The following is a 21149-nucleotide window of genomic DNA, read 5'->3' as shown; positions in this document are numbered from 1 at the left end:
CTCCGAGTCGGTGAGGTGTTCGAGTTCGACTTCAAACCGTGGATTCTCGGGGATTGTAATATTTCGTCTCGGTAGCGCTTTCTAAGCGAACGGTACCAGGTTCTATCACATTGGCAGCTTCGACAAGTGATTCGGCGATTTAGCTCTTGATCCGTGGCCCTCGGTTTCGAATAGGTCTTCTTCAGGCATCGATCACTACTCTCTCGGATTATAGTCCAAGGATCGGCTAGATCCTCTGTAACAGTTAGTCAAACAGTGAGTTTTTGAGCGTTGTCCCAAGTTTGGGTGTCCCGAATCGCCGCCGGAACTCGCGTTCGACCTGTCCCAGGCCGAGCGGTATCAAGCTCATCCCGAACACTACTAGCCATCCCTCCAAGCCGATAGGGGTAGTACTCAGCGCCAACGAGACTCCCGGCAGGTAGACTGCGCCGAAGAGGATCAGGGTCGAGAGGCCCAAAGCACCCCATATGTAGAGGTTCTCAGTGACTTCGTTCCGCAGGATGCCAGAAGTGATTTCCCGGACGTTGAACACGTGCCAGAGTTGCGCGAAGGCTAACGTGAGAAACGAGATCGTGACGGCTTCTTCGGTCTCCAGACCGCCAGCGTACATCCTCCCACCAATCACGAACGCGCCGATCGTAGCGGCCGAAATCAGCCCTCCATAGAATCCCAACTCGGTCCAATGGGTTCGCGTCATGATCGGTTCGTTGGGATCCCTCGGCGGACGATCCATGATGTCCCTGCTACCGCCGCAGGCGCCGAGCGCGAACGCCGGGAAAACGTCAGTCACGACGTTGAGAAACAGGATCTGCAGAGGAAACAATGGCAGGGGAAAGCCCAGTAGCGCGGCGATCAAGATGGCCAGCAGTTCGCTCAGGTTGCAGGACATGAGGTATAACACGAACTTCCGGATGTTGCTGAAGATGATCCGGCCTTCCCTGACGGCGTGATAGATGCTCTCGAAGTTGTCGTCCTGCAGGATCATGTCCGAAGCCTCTTGAGCCACCTGCGTCCCTCGCTGGCCCATTGCGACACCGATGTCGGCACTTTTCAGTGCCGGCGCGTCGTTGACGCCGTCCCCAGTCATGGCGACGATAGAGCCGACCGTCTGATGAAGATCGATCAAGTCGAGCTTGTTCTCGGGACTGACTCGCGCGAAGATTGGCGCGTTCACGAACTGCTCTCGTTCTTGCTGGGAGAGTTTGTCGGGGGCGTCGAGTTGTTCACCCTTGACGGCCTCGGTGTCATCCGAGGCCACCAACCCGACGCTCTGGGCAATGTTTTTGGCCGTTCCCGCGTGATCGCCGGTCACCATCACGACGCGCATCCCCGCATCTTGACACCCCTGGATGGTTGCCTTGACCTCCTCGCGTGGCGGATCGATGAAGCCGACCAGCCCGAGCAGCGCTAGGTCTTCGTACGGCGGTGCTTCCGGATCATCGACTTCTTTCCGGGTGAGTGCGAGCACACGTAACCCCTTTTCAGCCATTTCATCGCTCTTCTCGATCCACTCGCTCTTCTCGTCAGCCGATAACTCTTCAGTGCCGTCGCTCGTTACCAGTCTGGAGGCCGAGTCGATGACTGCCTCCGGTGCACCCTTCACTGCAACCCTGTACCGTCCGTCCAGGTCGTGATACGTCGCCATCATCTTGACGGACGGGTCGAAAGCGACCTCCCGGGCTTCCGGCAGCGATTCGAGAAGTTCGGTCCGGTCGAGACCGCCCTTCAAGCCCGCTATTAGGAGTGCGACCTCCATCGGATCGCCCGTCACGGTCGGTTCGCTATCTGCCTCGGTCACGGAGGCGTTGTTACAGAGCACACCTACCTCGAGGGCCTCCCCTAGGACGGGGTCTTCCGGCTCGTCCAGCTCTTGGCTGCCGTGCTGAAACGCCCCCTCGGTGTCGAGCCCGGTCCCAGTGACCTCGACCGAACCGTTGGACAGTTCGTAGGCTGCCACGGTCATCTCGTTCTCGGTTAGCGTACCTGTCTTGTCGGTACAGATAATTGTCGTGGAGCCGAGCGTCTCGACGGAAGCAAGGTTGGTAATGAGCGCGTTGCGGTCGGCCATCCGCCACATGCCCCGTGCCAGTACCAGCGTGGCGACGATGGGGAGTCCCTCCGGGACGGTTGCGATGGCCAGCGCGATAGCTGTCTCGACCATCAGGAAGAAATCTTGGCCTCTGAGCCAGCCGGACACGAGGACGATGGTCGCCACCACGAGCAGGAACGGCACGAGCTTCTGGCCCAATTCGTCGAGCTTCTCCTGGAGCGGCGTTTTCTCCTGGGCCGTCTCCGCGAGGGACGCCGAGATCCGCCCGAGTTCCGTATCCGGCCCCGTGTCCACAACGACGGCTTCCACGGTCCCTCGCGTCAGGTAGGTTCCCTTGTAGAGCATGTTCTCCCGCTCGGCCAGCGGGACGTCATCATCGAGCGATTCACTCGTCTTGCCAACAGGGACGGATTCGCCAGTGAGGGCCGATTCGTCGACCTGAAGTTTGGCCGGGTCGAGTACCCGTAGATCGGCCGGAACGACGTCGCCGGCCTCGAGGATGACAATGTCGCCCGGCACTAGCTCTTCTGCGAGAATCTCCGTCTCCTCGCCGGTTCGCCGGACTCTGGCTCGAATTTCCGTGATCTCCTGGAGACTTTCCATCGAGTTGACCGCACGCTGCTCAGTGATGAAGCCGATGACGCCGTTGATGACGAGGACGGCGAAGATGGCGATCGCCTCGATTGTGTCGCCCAGGAGGAACGCGCCCACGCCTGCGGCGGCGAGCAACAGGATGATGAAGCTCGTAAACTGAGCTGCCAGAATCTCGAACCAGCGTCGCCGTTCGGCCTCACGCAACTCGTTGGGCCCGTACTGGACTCGTCTGCGCTTGACGCCGTCTTCGGTCAGCCCCTCGTCTTGCGAGACATCGGCCTGCTCCAACACGTCGCTGACCGACCGCGACCAGGGCGTCTGACCGTCGCTCGTATCTCGTGCCATTGTTTAGTGCGGGGATTCGACACCTGTCAACAGGCTCACCCGGATCTGCTGCGTTGCCTGTCAGCTGTTTCACGCGCCAGCAAATTTGATTTGGGGGGTGTAAACGTAGGCGCGTCAAGAACTCGGGCACATTATTCTTCTCTACCAACCAGCCCATGGTCGTACGCACGGCCGAGTGAATCGGTTACAATTGAGGCGATCAGAAGGTGACGAGAACAGTCGCAATGCAAATAGCGGAATTCTTACGTAATAGTGTTTGTACGGAAATAGAATTGAACTCTCTCGATGAGGACGTCAATCAGACCGCTTGACCACGAGGACAGGGACATCGACAATTCGAATCACGGTGGATGCAACACTGCCGAGAAGTTGCCGCTTGAGATTCGACCGACCGTGCGAACCCATGATGACGAGATCGATCTCATTTTCCTCGACGTATTCACGGACACCGGCAGCTGCCCCCTCGAACGACTTCGTGCGTTCGACGGCGGTCTTTACAGTCAGGTCCAGGGCAGATTCCTCGATCTCGTTCGCAACGCTGTCAACGGCGTCTTGTCCTCTCGCGTCGAGCCGTTCAAGGAATTCCTTTTCGAGGCCCCCCGCGTTGAACACACCGCCTGCAGCCTGAAGATCCACGACGTTCAACACGTGAACGTCTGACCCATAGCGCTGCGCGATGGCTGTCCCATGGGGAATCGCCACTTCAGCATTTTCACTGCCATCCGTCGTGATGAGGGCTCGTGAATACTCGGCGTCCATCTCACCTTCGTTGTCCTCGCCCGAGACGACGAGCACGGGGACGTCGCTTCGGTGGAGCACCTGTTCGGTAACACCGCCCAAGAGACGCCGACTGACCCCAGTCAATCCCTGTCTCCCGACGACTATCAGGTCTGCATTCTGCTCGTCAGCGTATTCGCTGATTCGGACAGCGGGCTTTCCTTCTAGCAGTTTCGGAGTCACAGAGAGGCCAAGCTCTGACGCGAGTTCCTCGATCTCTGTGAGAGCCGCCTCCCCACGTTCGTGCAGTTGCGTTTTCTCAGCAGACGTCTCTGTGAGCTGGAGTGCTTTCTGTTCGACGACAGAGAGAACGGAGACGGTCGCGTCGAAGGCCTGAGCGAGATGGAGTACACGTCGTGCTGCTAGCCTCGCTTCGTCACTCCCATCCACAGCGATTACAATACGGTCATACATCCTGGGTAGGATTTTGGGAGTGACTCCCTTCATCGTTTGGCAGAGTGACCTCAACGGGCCAGATGTTATTACAGCTTGTCCCGTGGTTCAACAGAAAAATCCATGAACTTCGATGAATTCACTGGAGAGGTTCAGCACCACCTCGAACTTCCAGGAACCGGCGAAACCGTTCGTGCGATCCGAGCGACGTTGATGACGTTGGGTTAGCGAATCCCCGAGGAAAACGCCGAGGACCTCGCCGCATCGCTCCCAATGGAGATAAAGTGGTACATGACTGGAGCCGTCCACGAGCACGGCCAGCGGTTCGACTGGAAGGAATTCGTTATGCGCGTCAGTGAGATCGAAGGTGCGGATCGACCGGAGGCAGCCTACCACGCACAGGTTATCGTTGATCTCGTGAGTACACTCGTTCCCCATCCGACCTCCAACAACTCCTTCTCGGATTTTTAGGATGAGGCTGGTTGAACCTCCTCCTGCTATCCTTGATACCACTCAATCTGCATACATCAAGAGACAACGACTAGCTGGTTCAATAGTGGAGTCCTGTCACTCGCTAGTACGTGAGGTTCCCCTGGTCAAAGAAAAGACGCCCAATGAAACCCACTCCACCACAGAATTTTGGCCGTCCCTTCCGATTGTTTACGTAGAATGGATGAGACGGCGTGGCACGCGGCCACCTTGGACGAGACGCTTGACGAATTAGCGTCAAGTCAGAATGGGCTGGCCAGTGAAGAAGCTGCGCGTCGTCTCGACCGATACGGACCGAACACCATCGGAGAAGGCGAGGTAATTAGTCCGGTACGGATCTTCCTCCATCAGTTCACGAGTCCACTGATTTATATCTTGCTCGTTGCATTTGTTATCACGGTTGCTATCGACCATTACGCTGATGCAATCGTCATCGCACTTGTTCTCGGTATAAACGCCGTCATCGGATTTGTTCAGGAATACCGGGCGGAAAACGCAATGGCAGCACTGGCGTCACTTGTCACGCCGAAGGCACAGGTCCGCAGAGATGGAGAATTGTCCAAGATAGACAGCACGGATCTGGTTCCAGGTGATATCGTTCTATTAGAATCTGGTGGTGTCGTTCCGGCAGACCTTCGGTTGATTCGGACCACCGAGTTACAACTCAACACTGCGATTTTGACCGGAGAATCCGTACCCATCTCTCGTTCGACAGAACCCGTCGAACCGGAACACACAGTCGTTGATCGACGGAACATGGCCTATATGGGGACGTCGGTTGCCTCAGGCCGGGGTGTCGGTGTCGTGGTTGCAACTGGCGGAAATAGCCAAATTGGGACGATCGCCGGGCAGGTTCGAGAGACAGAACGTGCGGCGACGCCGCTTCAGACGCGGATGCACCGGTTTGGAAACCTGATCAGCGTCGCCATTCTTGGAATTGCGGTCGCCCTATTCGCTATCGGGCTTTGGCAAGCGATCCCGATCGCGGATGTCTTCTTGCTCGCAGTCGCCACGGCGGTCTCTGCCATCCCCGAGGGGTTGCCGGTCGTGATGACGGTAGCGCTTGCAGTCAGTGTTCGCCGGATGGCCGGCCGCAACGCCATTATCCGGCGGCTCCCCGCCGTCGAAACACTCGGTTCCTGCAGTGTCATCGTCTCGGACAAGACCGGCACAATTACCGAGAACCGCATGACTGTCCAGCAGATGTGGACTGCCGATGGCTTCGTGGACGTGACTGCCGATGGGAATCCGGGGGTAGGCGAATTTCGGCAGAGCAAGGAGACAATTCCAATCGAAGAGGGGACCCGGTTGCACGGGACGCTGCTCGCCGCGACGCTGGCAAACGAAGCAATTCTCGACGAAACGGACGACGGGACGCTCAAAGCAGTGGGCGATCCCATGGAAACGGCATTACTCGTCGCTGGCAGAAAGGCGGGCCTCGATCAACACGAACTGATTCGGGCCTATCCACAGATTGATCATCTGCCGTTCGAATCAGATCGCCGTTACACCGCATCCACACATGTGATGGACGATGGCCCCGTTACCTACGTCAAGGGGGCTCCCGAGCGCGTCATCGAAATGTGTGACACAATTTTGACAGCGACTGGGCAAACATCACTTGACGCCGAGGAAGTGCTCACGAAAGCCGACGAACTCGCTGGCGATGGACTCCGGGTTATCACAATGGCCCGAGGAGACGGAGATCTAACGGATACGGAGGAGCCGGACGGTTTGACGTTTCTCGGATTCGCGGGCATGATCGACCCCCCACGATCGGGCGTGCCCAAAGCAATTGCTGCGTGTGACCGTGCTGGAATACAAGTCAAGATGGTTACCGGCGATCACGCGGTCACTGCGAAAGCCATCTCGGAACAGGTTGGAATCGAATCCGACAGAGTACTCACCGGCGAAGAAGTGGCCGAGCTCTCCGACGAGGAACTGACTGAAGCTCTCAGGAACACGGCCATCTTCGCCCGCATCAGCCCAGCGCAAAAACACCGGATCGTCACGTTACTCCAGGCTGACGACGAGATCGTGGCTGTTACTGGAGATGGGGTCAACGACGCTCCAGCGTTGAAGGCGGCACACATCGGTGCAGCGATGGGAATCACTGGAACGGACGTCGCTAAGGAGGCCAGCGAAATGGTCCTCACCGACGACAATTTCGCTACCATTTACGCCGCAGTTGAGGAGGGACGCACCGTCTTTTCGAACATCCGGAAGGCGACGATGTTCCTCCTTGCAACTGGCGTCGCGCTCGTCTTGGCGATCCTCGCAGCGTTCTTCCTCGCTATCGTCGGCGTGCTCCCGCGCGACGATGCAGGCCTCTTTCCGCTTCTCCTCTTACCTGCACAGGCGCTGTGGTTGAACGTCGTCAATAACGGCATTCAGGACGTCGCGCTGGCGTTCGAGCCCGGCGAGCGAGAACAGTTTGAACGCCCGCCTCACCGACCTGACGCGGGATTGCTTTCGCGCCAACTGCTTGAGAGAACCATAACAGTCGGCATCTGGCTCGCAGTCCTCGCACTCGCCATCTTCTGGTACGAGTTCACAAACGGGGCGACGCTCGGATACGCTCAGACAGCTGCTCTCACGACGATGGTCGTTTCGATGGCTCTGTTTCTCGGGACGTGTCGGTCCGAATCGCGCTCCTTTGTCGAGAAGAGCCCGTTCTCCAATCCGATACTCCTTGGCGGGACGCTCACGGCACTGGTGGTGCATCTGATCGCTATTCACGTCGGTCCAACGCAACTGCTGCTCGGGATCGAGCCGATTGCGGTAGAAACGTGGATTCGCATACTCTTGATCGCACCGACAGTACTGATAGTCGCTGAAGCGCACAAATACTGGCGGACAGATTAAAGACCGTCGAGAGTTCTTTCGAAAGTCGAAGACCAAGGAAGCGGTCATTCTGGCTGACGGACGGTCATTACAGGAACTGGTGACGTGCGCACTGTCTTTTCGGCGATGCTTCCCAGGAGGTATCGCTCGATTCTACTGCGTCCGTGCGTCCCCATAACGACGAGGTCGATGTCGTGCTCCTCAACGTAGGAACGAATCCCTCGGTAGGGACTGCCGTGTTCAATCTTGGTTTCGACCATAGACACGGAGGCCTGGGTCGCTTGCTCTTCGATGGTTTCTACCGCTGATTGAGCGGACTCTTCGAGTGTTTCGACGATTGCAACAGATCGGACATCGACGCCCAACACCATCGAATCGATGACAGAGAGGGCATGTAGCCGAGCATCGTATGTGCACGCAATATCGACAGCGGGGTCAATAGCGGCCTCAGCTCCCTCACTTCCGTCGGTCGGAACTAAGATATCGGTGTAGGGGTACGTAATTTCACCGTCACCTTCCGCTTTCACCGTCAACACTGGCACATCTGAGAGCCGGACCACCTTTTCGGTGACACTCCCGAGTAGATGCCGTTCGACGCCGGTTCGGCCGTGCGTCCCCATGACGATGAGGTCGATGTCCTGTTCGGTTGCGTATCGAAGAATCGCCTTGTGGGGGATGTCAGTACGGACGGCTTGTTCAGCTGGGACGCCACTCACAGAAAGGTCGTTACAGGTTCTTTCAGCGAACTCCTCGCGTTCTTTCTTAATCTGGTCGTACTGTGGACCATTTTCGAGTGTCCTGTAATCGACCACACAGAGCGCGTGTACTTTCGCGTCATAGCGTGTAGCCAAGTCTGCGGCGTACCCGACAGCTGCCTGTGCACAGTCACTTCCGTCCGTCGGGACGAGGATGTTATCGAACATCAGTAGATAACACCGAGTTCGTCCGGGAACCACATCAAGGATAGGTGTGCATTCTGTTTCCAGCGCCCTATTGGAGTTCAACAGAACTAGGGAATGCAGGGGCCAGCTGTTTCTGACCGTAATATGCTAAAGAAGGTGGTTTCAAAAGACCCTCCGCGTCCGGAACAGTCCCTCATGTCAATCCACCACGTACTCTGTCCGTATGCCTGACACCGTTCTCGTCGCGTTCGATGGATCGCCGCTCTCTGAGCGTGCCCTCGCATACGCGATCGAGAACTGCCCGAACGCAACCATCACCGCGATGTACGTCATCAATCCGATTGACTCGATCATCGACGTTGAGGCTGGCGGCCTTCCAGTCGCAGATGACTGGTACGACAATGCCCAAGAACGAGCAACGGCCCTTCATACGTCAGCCACGGACCTCGCAGCAGATTACGACATCGACCTCAAGACTGTCACGGAAGTCGGCAAACCGGCGCGAGAGATTGTCGAATATGCTGCGGAACACGACATCGATCAAATTGTCATGGGAAGTCACGGCCGATCAGGAATCGACCGCGCGATTCTCGGAAGCGTCGCCGAGACAGTCACCCGCCGATCACAGATTCCAGTGACGATCATTCGATGACCCACTCGGACCGGGGAATGGTATCAACACAACAATAGCGTTGCCAGGAGAACCCCCTGTTCACAGACGAACAGGCAACGACTTATTGCTGTACCCCACCTGCAAAATACGCACCATCTATAGAGAGAACACGTGACAGTTACTGAACAATCCTCACTATCGACATGGACGGTCCAGATCGAGCGGCGAGGCGGTCGTGGCGAAGCTGGTGCACGAGCTTTCGAACAACATCTCCGAAACACTCCCGGTGTCCACGATGTCGAAGTTTCGTTCCGAACGGGGAGCGTCCGGATTACCTACGACGAGGGTACAATCTCGGAGGAAACACTCAGACAAGCGGTCCGTGATCGTAATGTCGCACTCAATGAAGACTCTGAGACAGTAACCGACGACGGAAGTACTCGCTCGGAACTCAGATGGGAGGCAGTGTTCGTCGGCCTGACTCTCGCCGGCATGATGATCGGCCTGGCGACGGGGTGGCTCAACGGACCAGAACTTCTGTTGTGGACCGGCTACGGCGCCGCATACATCTTCGGCGGGTGGTACGGGCTGAAAGGCGCAATCGAAACGCTCCGCCACCGCGCCGTCGATATCGACCTCTTGATGATCGTCGCCGCGCTCGGTGCGCTCTCGATTGGCGCACCGTTTGAGGGCGCGATGCTCCTCTTCCTGTTCTCGCTGTCGAATACGCTACAGCATTACGCCATCGGGCGCTCGCGTCGGGCGATCAAATCCCTTGTTGAGATGCGACCGGACGAAGCGCAAGTCCTGCGTGACGACGAGGAAGTCATAGTCCCCATCGACGACGTGACCGTCGGCGACGTGTTCGTCGTCCGACCCGGTGACCGAATTCCACTCGACGGCGTCGTCACGTCCGGTGAGGGGACGGTCGATCAAGCGTCACTCACCGGCGAGTCAGTACCCGTCCCGAAGGAACGCGGCGACGAGATTTTCGGCGGGACGATCAACGAGAGCGGGAGTCTTGAAATCGAAGTCACGCGGCAGGCTCACGAATCGGCGATTACCCGCCTCATCCACATGGTCGAACGCGCCCAGAGCGAGAAAGCCCCGACCCAGCGCCTCATCGATCGTCTCGAACAACCGTACGTCCTCGGCGTGTTCGCACTCACAATCGCAGCGATTGCGATTCCACTTGCGGTCGGTGGCGAATTCACCAGCACGTTCTACCGTGCGATGACACTGATGGTCGCCGCCTCTCCGTGTGCAGTCATCATCTCGACGCCTGCGGCAGTCCTTTCGGCAATTGCCTCCGGTGGCAGACAGGGCGTCCTATTCAAGGGTGGCGAGCATGTGGAGGCGGCAGCGAATATCAACGCAGTCGCGTTCGACAAGACAGGTACGCTCACGAAGGGCGACACGCAGTTGACCGACGTCTTCGTCCGTGAGGGCGTGGATGACGGTGCCCTAACTGTCGACGATTTGCTCTCACTCGCAGCCGCGGTGCAAGCCCGGTCGGAGCATCATCTCGCTCGTGCGACTGTGACGGCGGCGGAAGAGCAGTCACTGACGGTGCCCAGCGCACAGCGGTTTCAGTCAATCGCCGGGAAGGGGGTTCAGGCTGATGTTGAAGGCGGAACCATCCACATTGGGAATCGAAGTTTCTTCGAGACCGTGGTTGGAGACGCACCAATCGATGGTCTCGAACCAGGGTTAGACCGACTCCGGACACTTGAGAAAGAGGGAAAAACTACCGTCCTCGTCGCCCGAGAGGACGATGACGAGATCACCGTGTTGGGATGGCTCTCGTTCACTGACACGGTTCGGCCGGACGCTGCTGAGATGATTGACGACCTCCGCTCGCTCGGGGTTGAGCATATCGTGATGTTGACGGGCGACAACGAGCGCGTCGCACAGCAAATCGCTGACGAGGTCGGCATTGACGAGGTCCAGGCTGAACTCCTACCGGAGGAAAAGGTGGCTACCATTGAGGACTTGGTCGAGCGATATGAGAACGTAGCGATGGTCGGCGACGGTGTCAACGACGCACCGGCGCTCGCCACAGCGACCCTCGGCGTTGCAATGGGTGGGGCGGGGACCGACGTTGCGCTCGAAACCGCCGATGTGGTGCTGATGGGCGACGATCTCAGCAAGATACCGTACGTCCTCGGACTGGGGCGGAAGACTCGCCGGACACTCACTGTCAATCTCGCCATCGCGTTCGGCGCGATTGCACTTATGGTCGGCACGATTCTCCTCCGAGGCATCCCGCTTCCGCTTGCAGTAGTCGGCCACGAAGGCTCCACCGTGCTCGTTTCGTTGAACGGTCTTCGATTGCTCGGCTATCGAGAATAGCGCGCAGTTGAAGAATGGGTTCGAATTAATTGACGAGATTACGTGACCTGGCCGAACGGTTCAGACAGAGTATCCTCTAGAGGTCATCTATATATTCCCTCCGTTGTTCCATCTTTTCACGCTCCGTACGTCGGTCGTAGTGCTGCTCAATGACTCGCTGACTAACGTTCGCTCGGTCACTAACCACCTTATCCGGCATGTCGCTGTTCAGACTGTGGGTGATGCTTCCACGGCGGATCGCGTGTGGGCTTACGCTTGACGGACACGCGTGTGCCGCATCGTGCGCAATCGCTTCACACTCTCCCAGACCTCGGTCGTGTGGGCACTCAGAGCTGTAGGCACAGGGCCGAGTCCAACGGTAAACGTAAGCACGAAGCGTAGTCTTGTTCGTTCGTCCTTGACGCGATGCTAAGAGCGGCTCGCGTCCATACTCATCTGCCACCGATGGTCGCTGAGTTTTCAGCCAGTCATCGAGGAGGTCACAGATCTGGTCCGAGAGTGCGACCATCCGTTCTCCCTCACCCTGGTTCTTGATCGGTGTGCCGGTTTCTGGCCGGTGACGTACCTATGGTGTGACCCTCGAACAGGAAGAGCACATTCGAGCACGGGAAGCCGAGCTGGAGCGCATCAGCGCCCAGGCGGAGATTGGGATGCAAGAAGGTCGGGAGCAACGGACGCGAGACATTGCGGCGAAGCAGAGCGCTGAGTGGCGTGCTGCGTTCCAGAAGCGGGCGGCGAGCGTGAACCCGATGGCAGATCCGGAGCGGGACGATCCTCGTGCAGAACTCACCCAGGAGCAGTTGGCGGCGGTGAACAGACAGTCAATGCGGCTGGCCGAAAAGCTGAACGGGTGGTCGCGAGCGGCGATTGGCCGGCGGCTAGGTGAGGCCGTAGTCGGTGGGAACGACCTGATGAGCGCAGTCGTCAGCGTGTTCGAGGAACTGGAGACGGCACCAGGACAGGTGGTTCCAATCGGGAAACTCGAGGAGGTCAATCGCAAAGAGGTGAGCATCGAAGGGACGGTGACGCAACTGTGGGAGCCGTCAAGTGCTGCCATTTCCCAGGTGGGGCTCATCGAGGACGAGAGCGGGCGTACGAAGCTGACGTCGTGGGTTGCGAGCGACCAACCCTGGATCGAAGAAGGCGAGCGCGTTCGCATTCACGGGGCGGCGAAGAACTGGTACAACGGGCGCGTCTCCGTGGCCCTGACCGGGTGGAGCACCGTTATGTTCCCAGAGCGCGGTCGGTGGTGGGAATAGCCGGGTCGACGCCCCTTTTTTGCTGATGTGTACGCAGTCACCGCCACCTCCCACCACCTCCACGGTCCGGGCTGCTCACGGCCAATGGCCGTTACGCTGCCGGGCTTTCGCTGAATCTGTCTGTGGCAAGGGTATTCAGTATTCCAAGTCTTTAATTGTCTATTCTACAAAGTATCGACAATGTACGACCTGACCGGGTTCCAGCGTGACCTCTTGTATGTGGCCGCCGGACTAAACGAACCGCATGGACTCGCAATTAAAGACGAACTCGAGAACTACTACGAGAAAGAGATCCACCATGGCCGTCTCTATCCGAACCTTGACACTCTCGTCGAGAAAGGACTTATCGAGAAAGGTGAGGCCGATCGCCGGACGAACATCTATTCCGTGACGCGCCGTGGACATCGTGAGATCGAAGATCGGCGACAGTGGAAAGACCAGTACGTTGGAGACCTTCTGTAACCTTAGTGGAGTCCGTTCGATAAAGCTACCGAGTCATCTCATTACCTATCCGCCATCTCAACGCTGACCGTGCAGTTGTATTGTGAGACCCACTGATGGCCAGCGGTCTTCTCTGTTCTTCGGCGACACCGATGGCATAGATCCGACGTTCACAAACTAGAGGAGCCGCTTCACGACCGTCTCGAATCGCCCAAAGAGGGTCACGAGGACGCTCGCGAACGCAAAATATTGAGGGAACCGATCCATTCATTATCTCAACAGGAAAGACTGAAACGGGTCCATCGTTCCCAGACGTACCAGAGGCACCCACCTCGGACCTCTTCTCTCATCCATCCGGACTCACGCCTCAAGACCGACGAGGTCCTGGTGATCGACCGCGGCACCAGAACGGCGTACATCACGCCTGTGAGCGCTAACGCTGACGTGCCCTACGTTTCCGAAACGGTCGACGACATATTGACCGCCATATACTTCGAGTCCCACACTGACTGCTATGATATGGCACGGAAACAGATCGCTCCAGACGGGCTCATCGACGCCTCGAGCATCGGCTACAGTCATGGTATCGTTGTAGACGGCACCCTCTTTATGTCCGGGCAAGTCGGTTGGAACGAGGAATTCGAACTCGCGGGGGAAGATATTACAAGCCAGACGCTCAAAGCGTTCGAGAACGTCGAGATACTCCTCGAGAGTATCGATCGATCGCTGGCTGACGTGACGAAAGTGACTGCGCACGTCGTCGAGCTACAAACGAACCGGGACGCGTTCTTCGAAGTGTGGAACGACGTATTCGCCGATCCACCGTATCCATGTCTCACGCTCCTCGGGCCACAGCAGCTCGCACAGGACGGGTTACTCGTCGAACTCGAGGTCGAGGTTCCGGTTGAGGAATGAATTAGAAATAGTTACTCCCTTTTGGAATCGAGGGCTGATGTCGATGCGGCTGGCGGAGAAGCCGGATGGCTGGTCGCGAGCGGCGACCGGCCGGCGGCTGGGTGAGGCCGTAGCCGGTGGGAACGACCTGAAGAGTGCAGTCGGTAGTGGGAATAGCCGGAGCGACGCCCCAGTTTTGCTGATGTGTAGCGGTCACCGCCACCTCCCACCACCCCCACGTTCCGGGCTGCTCACGGCGCAAATGCGCCGCTTCGCTGCCGGGCTTTCGCCACCCCATAGATCCGTGCCACCACCGTATCGTGCGGTGTTTGTTTGCCCCAGAGTGGCTGAGGGGCGTCCTGAGCAGTGCGTTGTCCCCTCGTGAGCATCATGGCAACTAGAGAGATTTACGAGATGCCATTCGACGAAGACGTCCAGACCGAAACAGAATCGAACCAGTGCCCTGAGTGCGACGGCCAGGTCACCACCAACGCTATCGAAACGATCTGCGAGGACTGTGGGCTCGTCATCGACGAGCAAAGGATCGATCACGGTCCGGAATGGAGACCTCACGATCAGGACCAGCGAAAGCGGACGGGGGCTCCACTGACTGCGGCACGTCATGACCGAGGGCTGTCGACGGAGATCGGTCGGAGGACCGATGCAAACGGGAACGAACTCTCCGGGCAAAAGCGCCAGTGGCTAGCCCGAATGCGGCGTGAGCAGTCTCGTGGGCGGTTCCAGTCGAAAGCTGAGCGAAACCTTGTACAGGGCCTGGGTGAAGTCCGAAGAATCGTGAGCACACTCGAATTCGCAGAGTCGGTTCGCGACCAGGCGTGTCAGCTGTTCCGGAATGCACAGAACGAAGACCTGCTACGCGGCCGATCGCTCGAGGCTATCGCGGCAGCAAGCGTCTACGGGATCGGTCGCTGTAACGGTCTCTCACGAACGCTCGAGGACATCGCCGATGCGGCACGGGTCGGACAGTCGAGAGTCAGGAGCGCCTACAAGACACTAAACAGAGAACTCGGACTCCCGGCTCAGCCCGTTCGTCCGAGCGAATTCATCCCCCGACTTGCAGCGGAACTCGACGTCTCTGACTCCATTCGACAACGAGCTCGAAAGATGACTAAAGAAGCTGAATCAACAGGTGCTACAACGGGCGTCCGGCCATCAGGCTTCGCAGCGGCCTGTCTCTACAAGGCCGGGCGTGACGAAGGACGGTGGCTGACGCAGATGGAGGCCGCGGAGGCTGCGAACGTCACGACTCCGACCATCCGGTCACATCAAGCCACACTCGCTGAACTGGCCCTCTGAAGCATCTGACTCGAAATGTTTAGTCTGTACTGGGTGTGGGGCTGATGTTTAAAAGTGAAGACGAAGGAACGTGCTGGTAGACGTCCCCATGACCGACCGTTACGCTGATTTCGAGGAACTCCGACCGCTTGGCGAGGCGACGCAGATTCCCGACGATGAACTCGCCAGAGACCGTCGTTGCGAGCCCTTTCGAGACCGAACTGAGGAGACACTCGTGGAATATCCAAACGACCCAGTCCCACCAGCGAGCGAGTGTACTTCCTGTGGCGCGTCGATCCCCGCCAGCCAGACCAAGTGCCGGTTCTGCCTCACGAACCATCTCGGAGTAGCCACCGACAAGCAGCAGCCCTTAGACACCGAGTGGACACTCCTGCACGTCGTCCATCTGCTCGTCGAGGCCTCGACCAATTATCACGCCCTCGCGAAGGGCGCTGCGGCAGCCACCCTTCTCGCGAAGCCCGATAGGGATCCAGCCGTCAACGACTGCCAGTTGATCTACGATTTCGATACGAAGCCCGCCACACAGCTGACCGACAAGTGGCCCTCGCTGCCCGAAGCAGTACAAGTCACCTCCGAAAGCGGTGAACAGCTACTCACAGCCGCTCGTGAACGAACGGGACAGACAGAGTCGACGCAGTCGCGGCATGAGGGGGCGCACACGACATTCCTCTACGATGAAGGTGGGCACGACGTTCACGACGAAGATCAGGTTACAGCCCTACTCGAGACCGTCGAGGACGACATCTGGCTGGTGCCAGCGATTGCACTCCAGTGCTTCATCGACGACGAGCACTCCGAGAATCGTCAACCCAGTGTTCTCTCGAAAACGCGGCTTGACTGTCGCACGTGTGGTCGAAAGACTGAGCATCAGTTCCAGAGGTTCGAGTCTCTCCCAGATGAGACGTGGTCTGGTCAGCCGATATGGGAGTGCCAGGTGTGTCAGTCGCCTCGTCATGGACCTGCTCCCAAATAGGATAATCGGTTGGATAATATCTTAACCAACAGAGAATGTCGACACTAAAACTGTTGGTTAAGGCTGGTGCAAGACTTCGGTAAGAGGCATTAGCGTACCTGCTTCGCTTTTCTGGGACCCCAGAACGCAAAGCGTTCTGGTGTGCGAACGAGACGCAACCCGCGTCTCGTTAACGCCAGAAGCCGGCGGAGGGGACGAGAATCATCCCGAATCAGAGAAACAATCCCTCTCCATGAGACATGAAGATAGTTATTCCAGTGGAGCACCAACCACGAGTATGTCCGACTACGAGGCTTCCTTCGAGATAGACTCGAAGACTGATTCGTACGCCGCTCGACGCATTCTGGAACGGGTATATGATACGATTCGAGAGGAATCGCAGAGCGTTCGAGAAGGGGCAGACAATGCCGATGAACTCCTGCGAGAGTTCCAGGCGCTTCGAGACGCAGCGAAGCCTCAAACGCCAGGACGACTGACCATCACCTACGAACGATACGACGACACATTCGAGGACTGATGTCGCAAACCACCGTCACGAGCGACCTGACGACTGCTGGATGCACGCGTTTAGCCGTGTCGTCCTAACTGGACGAACTCGACCAATGTTCGTCCGTCTGCACAAGGGACAAGAGACGAGAGACGAGTGGGTAGCGCCACTCGGAACCGACTACCATCATTGGAGACATCGATCCGATTACCCGCCAAGCCACCAGCCATAGAGCTGCGCCTGCTCGTCAGTGTCGGGATGCTTCTTCGACTGGCCGTAGGTCTTCCCCTTGAGGAGTCGGCGTTCGACAGCGTTCGCTGCGAGACGGAGGGCGTGGGAAGCACCGTACCCCTCCCCATCGGCAGTGAAGTAGCCGCGGTCGGTGACCAGTCGAATCCGTGCCAGCACCAGCGGCACACCCCGGCTCTGTTCCTTGTGCTCCTGCAGTTCGATGCTGGCCTTGATCACGCTCATCTCACCGTACTTCGAGGTCATGCGCTCGATCAGCGCGGAGACGTCGTCGTAGTCCATCTCCTCCAGCAGGTCGAGCCCGAACACCTGCACGGCGTTCCGGTCATCGCGCTCCCAGGTGAGCGCCTCGATGACGTCCGTTTTCGTGATGATACCGATCGGCTCGTCGGTGTCGTCGGCCGTGACGACAAGTGAGGAGATTTCCTGCTCGAACATCGTCTCGACCACCGCGTCGAGCGGTGCGTTCCGCTCTACTGTCACGACTGCGTCGGACATCAGGTTCCGTACCGGGAGATCGAGCATCCGGTCGGCGTCGCCCTCGCGTGCGCCGAATCCACCACGGTTCTGCCCGCCACCGCCACGGTCACCGAAGCCGCTCGACGAACCACCTTGGCTCTTGCTGCCGCCTCGCGTCGTGAACTCGATGACGTCATACAGGCTCAGCAGTCCCACGAGGTCGTCCCCGTCGACGACTGGGAGATGGGCGATCCCGGCGTCCCGAAGCATATTGAGCGCTTTTCCGATCGAGGTTTCAGGGGCCGCACTGATCAACTCCATTGTGTAGGCATCGTCGACGGTTACTGCGTCGAGAAACGGACGGACAGCCTCGAGGACCGCATCGCCGGTCACCACACCGACAACACGGTCGTCATCGAGTACGGGGAGTGTTTTGGCGCCGCTACCGATCATGAGCCGCGCGACCTCGCGGACATCCTCGGTGCGCTCGACAGTTGGGACGTGCTGTGCCTGTGAGCTAACCTTCGCAGACGGCTGGTTGGACGAGGAAGCCAGCTGTCGGCGACTAACGACACCGCGATACTCGTCGCCGTCCGTCACGACGACGGCATCGAGTTCCTGATTCTCGAACGCCCCGGCGACCTTCGAGAGCGGTGTGCCGATGTCGAACTCCGTGAATTTTGGGGAGAGGATCTCAGATATATCCATGTGTGATTTCCTAGTAGAAGGGTCGCTGGACGGTTATGCTTGTTCCACCCCCTATTCATTCTGTCCGAGCCAGTCTAAGTAACAATCTCTTGGGATTCGATACAGAATTTGGAGTTAACGGCCCTGGTAAATCGCCATACAGCGTCGTGTTCTAGTGGTTCGATGGAGTTGTGAGAACGTATACTCTCTTCGTCACTGCCGGAATTCTCGACGTCACAAGCAATTTCGTCCCAGCGTGACGCCTCGAGCGACGTGAGTTCTCACCGGGAATCGTCGCCGTCTAGCGATTTACCAGATCCGAGTTAACATGAGTAAGCGAATGTGATGCCTTCTGGTTCAATTATGACTTGAACGTCTTCCCCATCGCGTGAACAGATGTCCACGTCGGGGTCATACTCTTGTCTTATCTCGTCTTCGCCATTTAGGGCGCGTATCTCGCACAGCAGTCCCAGAGGAATGCGGTATATCGGCGTGATCAACGCCGGTCTGGTGACGTACGGTCATTTCTGAAAAAACGCCATTACAATCGTCATTTCTTCCGATAAAGGCTGGTGTTTTGTTTACCCACACCGCTGAACAGCCGTTATGAGTTGGCTTTTTGGAAGCCAGTCGTCAGAGAGGGTAGGAAGGTCATCTCGGTTGCCAAACTGTTGGTAATGGTCTCGAAGACGATTCTCTGACCGCTCGTGTCGGTCGGTGTCGACCTCTGTATTTTCAATACCCTTCTCGAGTGAATGAATTTTGTGTGCGAGTCCCATCAGTGGCCGAGCCGCTGCGGACTCTTTGAAGAGAATTGCGTCCTCGGTCTCTCTGGAGATGCATCCAACGAACATTGTGGGAGTGGTTCTGGCCGTGTCCTCAACCTTCTCGTTGGCCAACCAATCTGGCAGTTGAATAAAAAGCTCATCGGTGCCAAGGAGCCCTAACAATTGCCATAGTTGCCGGGTTTTCTGTTCGTTGAGAAGCCCCCGTTCCCGGGCTTCTTCGAGAGAGACATCGTAGTCAGCGAGGGTATCTGAATGCCACGCACGAGCAAATGAGTCGTAGTCGGCGTATTCGGTAATCAGGTCAGCCACTCCGTCTCGAGAGGGGGTGCAAACACATAAATATTCCACCGATTCTGACAGCTGTTCTGATCAGAGGGGGCGAAATACCCGGAGTCGTCGTGCTGAACTCATCCGCTGGATCTCGCACGCTATTCCTGACTGAATTCGAGTTGTTCATACTACTCTGCTGCACTCAAAGCGCGTAGTCAACAGATCGAGATCTCTCAAAAACGGGTTAACCGAATTGTTCGTCCCCCTTTCACATAGCTCCATGGAAGGGTTTCCCAGCCAGTATAACATCGTTCGAGTAATGGCGACTGCGGCGACCTTTACCGTTCCATCCGATCAGCTCCTCCTCGGCACCGTGTTCGCACAACTCCCGGGCGTGAGGGTCAAACTGGAGCGACTGATCCGGAAGTCCATTTCCACTCAGTGGGAGTACGAGACGCTCGAGCCGTCGAAGGGATTGACCCAGCAGAGGGCAGTCGATGCGACGACCTTCCTCGAGGGTGGGATTATCCTCGGGTCGCCAGTACCGCCTTTGCCATCTCAAATCTACCAATTCTCTTGTTTATTCGTCCATCTTGCGGTTCGCGACGCTCGCCAATCAGACCCTCCAATGGGGCCGCTCATCCTCAGTTGAGTCGGTTCTGGTATTCGAAACTTAGGACGGAACAATAGATCAAAAACCCCAGACGGGCGCCAAGCGGAGCCGTAACCCCTTAGCGTTGTGAATCACGGAGGATCAACGGCTCGATGGCAAGTGTCCGTTTCGCTATGGTGACGATGCGAAGGACATACGAGACGAACAGCATGAATGGAACGAGCGTCACTGCAAACGCACCGCCGACGACAAGGATGATGTGATCGAAACCGAGCGTGCTTCCCGGGAACGTCCCCGCATCGACGATCGCGACCATGATACCCGCAATAGCCAATGCAGGGACTGCAGCATAGAGAATCAACTGAGACAGGTTGATGAGTGCCCATTGGAAGTACAGCGTCTTGATGTGCTCGCGTGCTGGTCCAAACAGTGACAGCGCTGTTTTGAGATCGTCAAGCAAGCCGTATTCTTCCTCATTGAGGCTCTCTTCGTATTCGTTCGCGAGACGTTCAACTTGGAAGATTTTCCAGCTGTAATTGAAATTCAATGCGGCAAATAACACGTCGAACGAGCCGAACTGCGCACCCTCAAGTTGGTCACGTACCGTGTCAGCGTTCCCAGTGACGCTTTCAGCAAATTCATCGACCTCTTCTCGGAGGTTCTCGTCATCATTCTTGCCAATAGAGTCTCGAAGAGCCGTAGTCCGTTGTGCCGTGACTCCGATGATCTGCCGGAGGAATTCGGATGGATCGGCAGGACTCGGAGATCCAATTAATTCTTCAGTGAAGTCCCGGAAATCCATTGAACTGGCCATCCGCTCGCGTTGATCGCCAAGCGGGCCGTTCTCCTGGGAGAGGACGAGCTGACCGATCGTGACGACGAGTGTCGTCCCAGTCACGATGACCGTGATCATCGTCGAGAACATCGTGTCGATCATGTCGCCGGACTCGATTTGCCGTGAAAACGGTGGATAGAGGACAGCGACGGCGATCACGAATGCGACGAACACGGCACTGGTCAGGACGAGGGAAACGAGAAGGCGGTTCGCGCGCAGCAGTACCCAGAGTTTTATCCGACTCTCGCCCGAGCGCTCACGCATCGTGTTGGCCGTGCTGATGTCGGTCTCGTCAGTCATACTGACTCACTTGATTGGGCAGGCCGCTTGAAAACGAGGTACTTGGTGCCGCCTCCCTCATAGTCGATCGTCTCCATAAACTCCCAGCCCTCTGCACCGAGTTGATTCAACTCTGCTTTCGGATCCTCTGCTTCTTTTTTGGTCTCACCGCGCGGCGGGCGAAGCGTCTCGTACTCCCAGTGGGTCGCTTCTGATTCGGACATCACTACTAGTAGGTA

General features: G+C 57.5%; 15 protein-coding genes and 4 pseudogenes. 12 read left to right on the top strand and 7 right to left on the bottom strand.

From position 1 onward, the window contains the following. Positions 1-244 precede the first annotated feature (244 nt). Together NGM29_RS19270 and NGM29_RS19265 are read right to left on the bottom strand one after the other, a co-directional pair. Complete coding sequence (locus NGM29_RS19270; protein ID WP_254160712.1) at positions 245-2989, bottom strand: cation-translocating P-type ATPase; 2745 nt, start codon at positions 2987-2989, stop codon at positions 245-247. 294 nt (positions 2990-3283) lie between these two features. Beyond that, complete coding sequence (locus tag NGM29_RS19265) at positions 3284-4180, bottom strand: universal stress protein (protein ID WP_254161237.1); 897 nt, start codon at positions 4178-4180, stop codon at positions 3284-3286. A gap of 102 nt (positions 4181-4282) precedes the next feature. On the opposite strand from NGM29_RS19265, the pseudogene NGM29_RS19260 reads away from it, so the two are divergent. Beyond that, positions 4283-4594 (top strand): annotated as a pseudogene (locus NGM29_RS19260) (DUF2267 domain-containing protein); the annotation flags it as partial. Between the two features lie 234 nt (positions 4595-4828). After that, positions 4829-7513, top strand: a complete 2685-nt coding sequence (locus NGM29_RS19255) for a cation-translocating P-type ATPase (RefSeq protein ID WP_254160710.1) — start codon at positions 4829-4831, stop codon at positions 7511-7513. Between the two features lie 44 nt (positions 7514-7557). On the opposite strand, the gene NGM29_RS19250 is transcribed toward NGM29_RS19255, so the two are convergent. Beyond that, the gene (locus NGM29_RS19250; protein WP_254161220.1) at positions 7558-8415 is read right to left on the bottom strand and encodes a universal stress protein; all 858 of its coding nucleotides are present in this window, start codon (positions 8413-8415) and stop codon (positions 7558-7560) included. A 202-nt stretch (positions 8416-8617) separates the two neighbouring features. Between NGM29_RS19250 and NGM29_RS19245 the strand changes: the two genes are divergently transcribed. From NGM29_RS19245 to NGM29_RS19205, 9 genes and pseudogenes are all read left to right on the top strand, one after another. Further along, on the top strand, positions 8618-9046 hold the full coding sequence (locus NGM29_RS19245; protein WP_254161218.1) for a universal stress protein: 429 nt from the start codon (positions 8618-8620) through the stop codon (positions 9044-9046). A 132-nt stretch (positions 9047-9178) separates the two neighbouring features. Further along, positions 9179-11359 (top strand): heavy metal translocating P-type ATPase, encoded by a 2181-nt coding sequence (locus NGM29_RS19240; RefSeq protein WP_254161217.1) that lies wholly within the window; start codon positions 9179-9181, stop codon positions 11357-11359. A 560-nt stretch (positions 11360-11919) separates the two neighbouring features. Beyond that, positions 11920-12618: pseudogene (locus NGM29_RS19235) on the top strand (DNA-binding protein); the annotation flags it as partial. 180 nt (positions 12619-12798) lie between these two features. After that, positions 12799-13080, top strand: coding sequence for a PadR family transcriptional regulator (locus tag NGM29_RS19230; RefSeq protein ID WP_254161215.1), 282 nt, complete (start codon positions 12799-12801; stop codon positions 13078-13080). A 228-nt stretch (positions 13081-13308) separates the two neighbouring features. Next, the gene (locus tag NGM29_RS19225) at positions 13309-13974 is read left to right on the top strand and encodes a RidA family protein (protein WP_254161213.1); all 666 of its coding nucleotides are present in this window, start codon (positions 13309-13311) and stop codon (positions 13972-13974) included. A 40-nt stretch (positions 13975-14014) separates the two neighbouring features. Further along, positions 14015-14116 (top strand): annotated as a pseudogene (locus NGM29_RS19220) (DNA-binding protein); the annotation flags it as partial. Positions 14117-14343: 227 nt separating this feature from the next. Then, a complete protein-coding gene (locus tag NGM29_RS19215) occupies positions 14344-15270 on the top strand; it encodes a transcription initiation factor IIB (protein ID WP_254161210.1) in 927 nt (308 codons plus the stop codon). 88 nt (positions 15271-15358) lie between these two features. Next, positions 15359-16243 (top strand): biosurfactant protein 1, encoded by an 885-nt coding sequence (locus NGM29_RS19210; protein ID WP_254161208.1) that lies wholly within the window; start codon positions 15359-15361, stop codon positions 16241-16243. 277 nt (positions 16244-16520) lie between these two features. After that, complete coding sequence (locus NGM29_RS19205; protein WP_254161206.1) at positions 16521-16760, top strand: hypothetical protein; 240 nt, start codon at positions 16521-16523, stop codon at positions 16758-16760. Between the two features lie 177 nt (positions 16761-16937). Here NGM29_RS19205 and NGM29_RS19200 read toward each other — a convergent pair whose 3' ends face one another. Continuing rightward, positions 16938-18146, bottom strand: coding sequence for a CBS domain-containing protein (locus tag NGM29_RS19200; RefSeq protein WP_254161204.1), 1209 nt, complete (start codon positions 18144-18146; stop codon positions 16938-16940). Between the two features lie 560 nt (positions 18147-18706). Then, positions 18707-19222 carry a hypothetical protein gene (locus NGM29_RS19195; protein WP_254161201.1) on the bottom strand — a complete coding sequence of 172 codons (516 nt, stop codon included), beginning with the start codon at positions 19220-19222 and terminating at the stop codon, positions 18707-18709. Between the two features lie 280 nt (positions 19223-19502). On the opposite strand from NGM29_RS19195, the pseudogene NGM29_RS19190 reads away from it, so the two are divergent. Further along, positions 19503-19604: pseudogene (locus NGM29_RS19190) on the top strand (bacterio-opsin activator); the annotation flags it as partial. A gap of 310 nt (positions 19605-19914) precedes the next feature. On the opposite strand, the gene NGM29_RS19185 reads toward NGM29_RS19190, so the two are convergent. Then, entirely contained in the window at positions 19915-20931 is a 1017-nt protein-coding gene (locus NGM29_RS19185; RefSeq protein ID WP_254161199.1) for a DUF7972 family membrane protein, read from the bottom strand. After that, entirely contained in the window at positions 20928-21134 is a 207-nt protein-coding gene (sp36, locus tag NGM29_RS19180) for a Sp36 family protein (RefSeq protein ID WP_254161197.1), read from the bottom strand. Before sp36 ends, NGM29_RS19185 begins: the two co-directional genes overlap by 4 nt. Positions 21135-21149: the final 15 nt, after the last annotated feature.

Origin of the sequence: Natronosalvus rutilus, from assembly GCF_024204665.1 — an archaeon.
GTDB classification, from domain to species: Archaea; Halobacteriota; Halobacteria; order Halobacteriales; family Natrialbaceae; genus Natronosalvus; species Natronosalvus rutilus.
The sequence above is the reverse complement of the archived record's forward strand: the minus strand, read 5'-3'. Positions and strand labels throughout refer to the sequence as shown.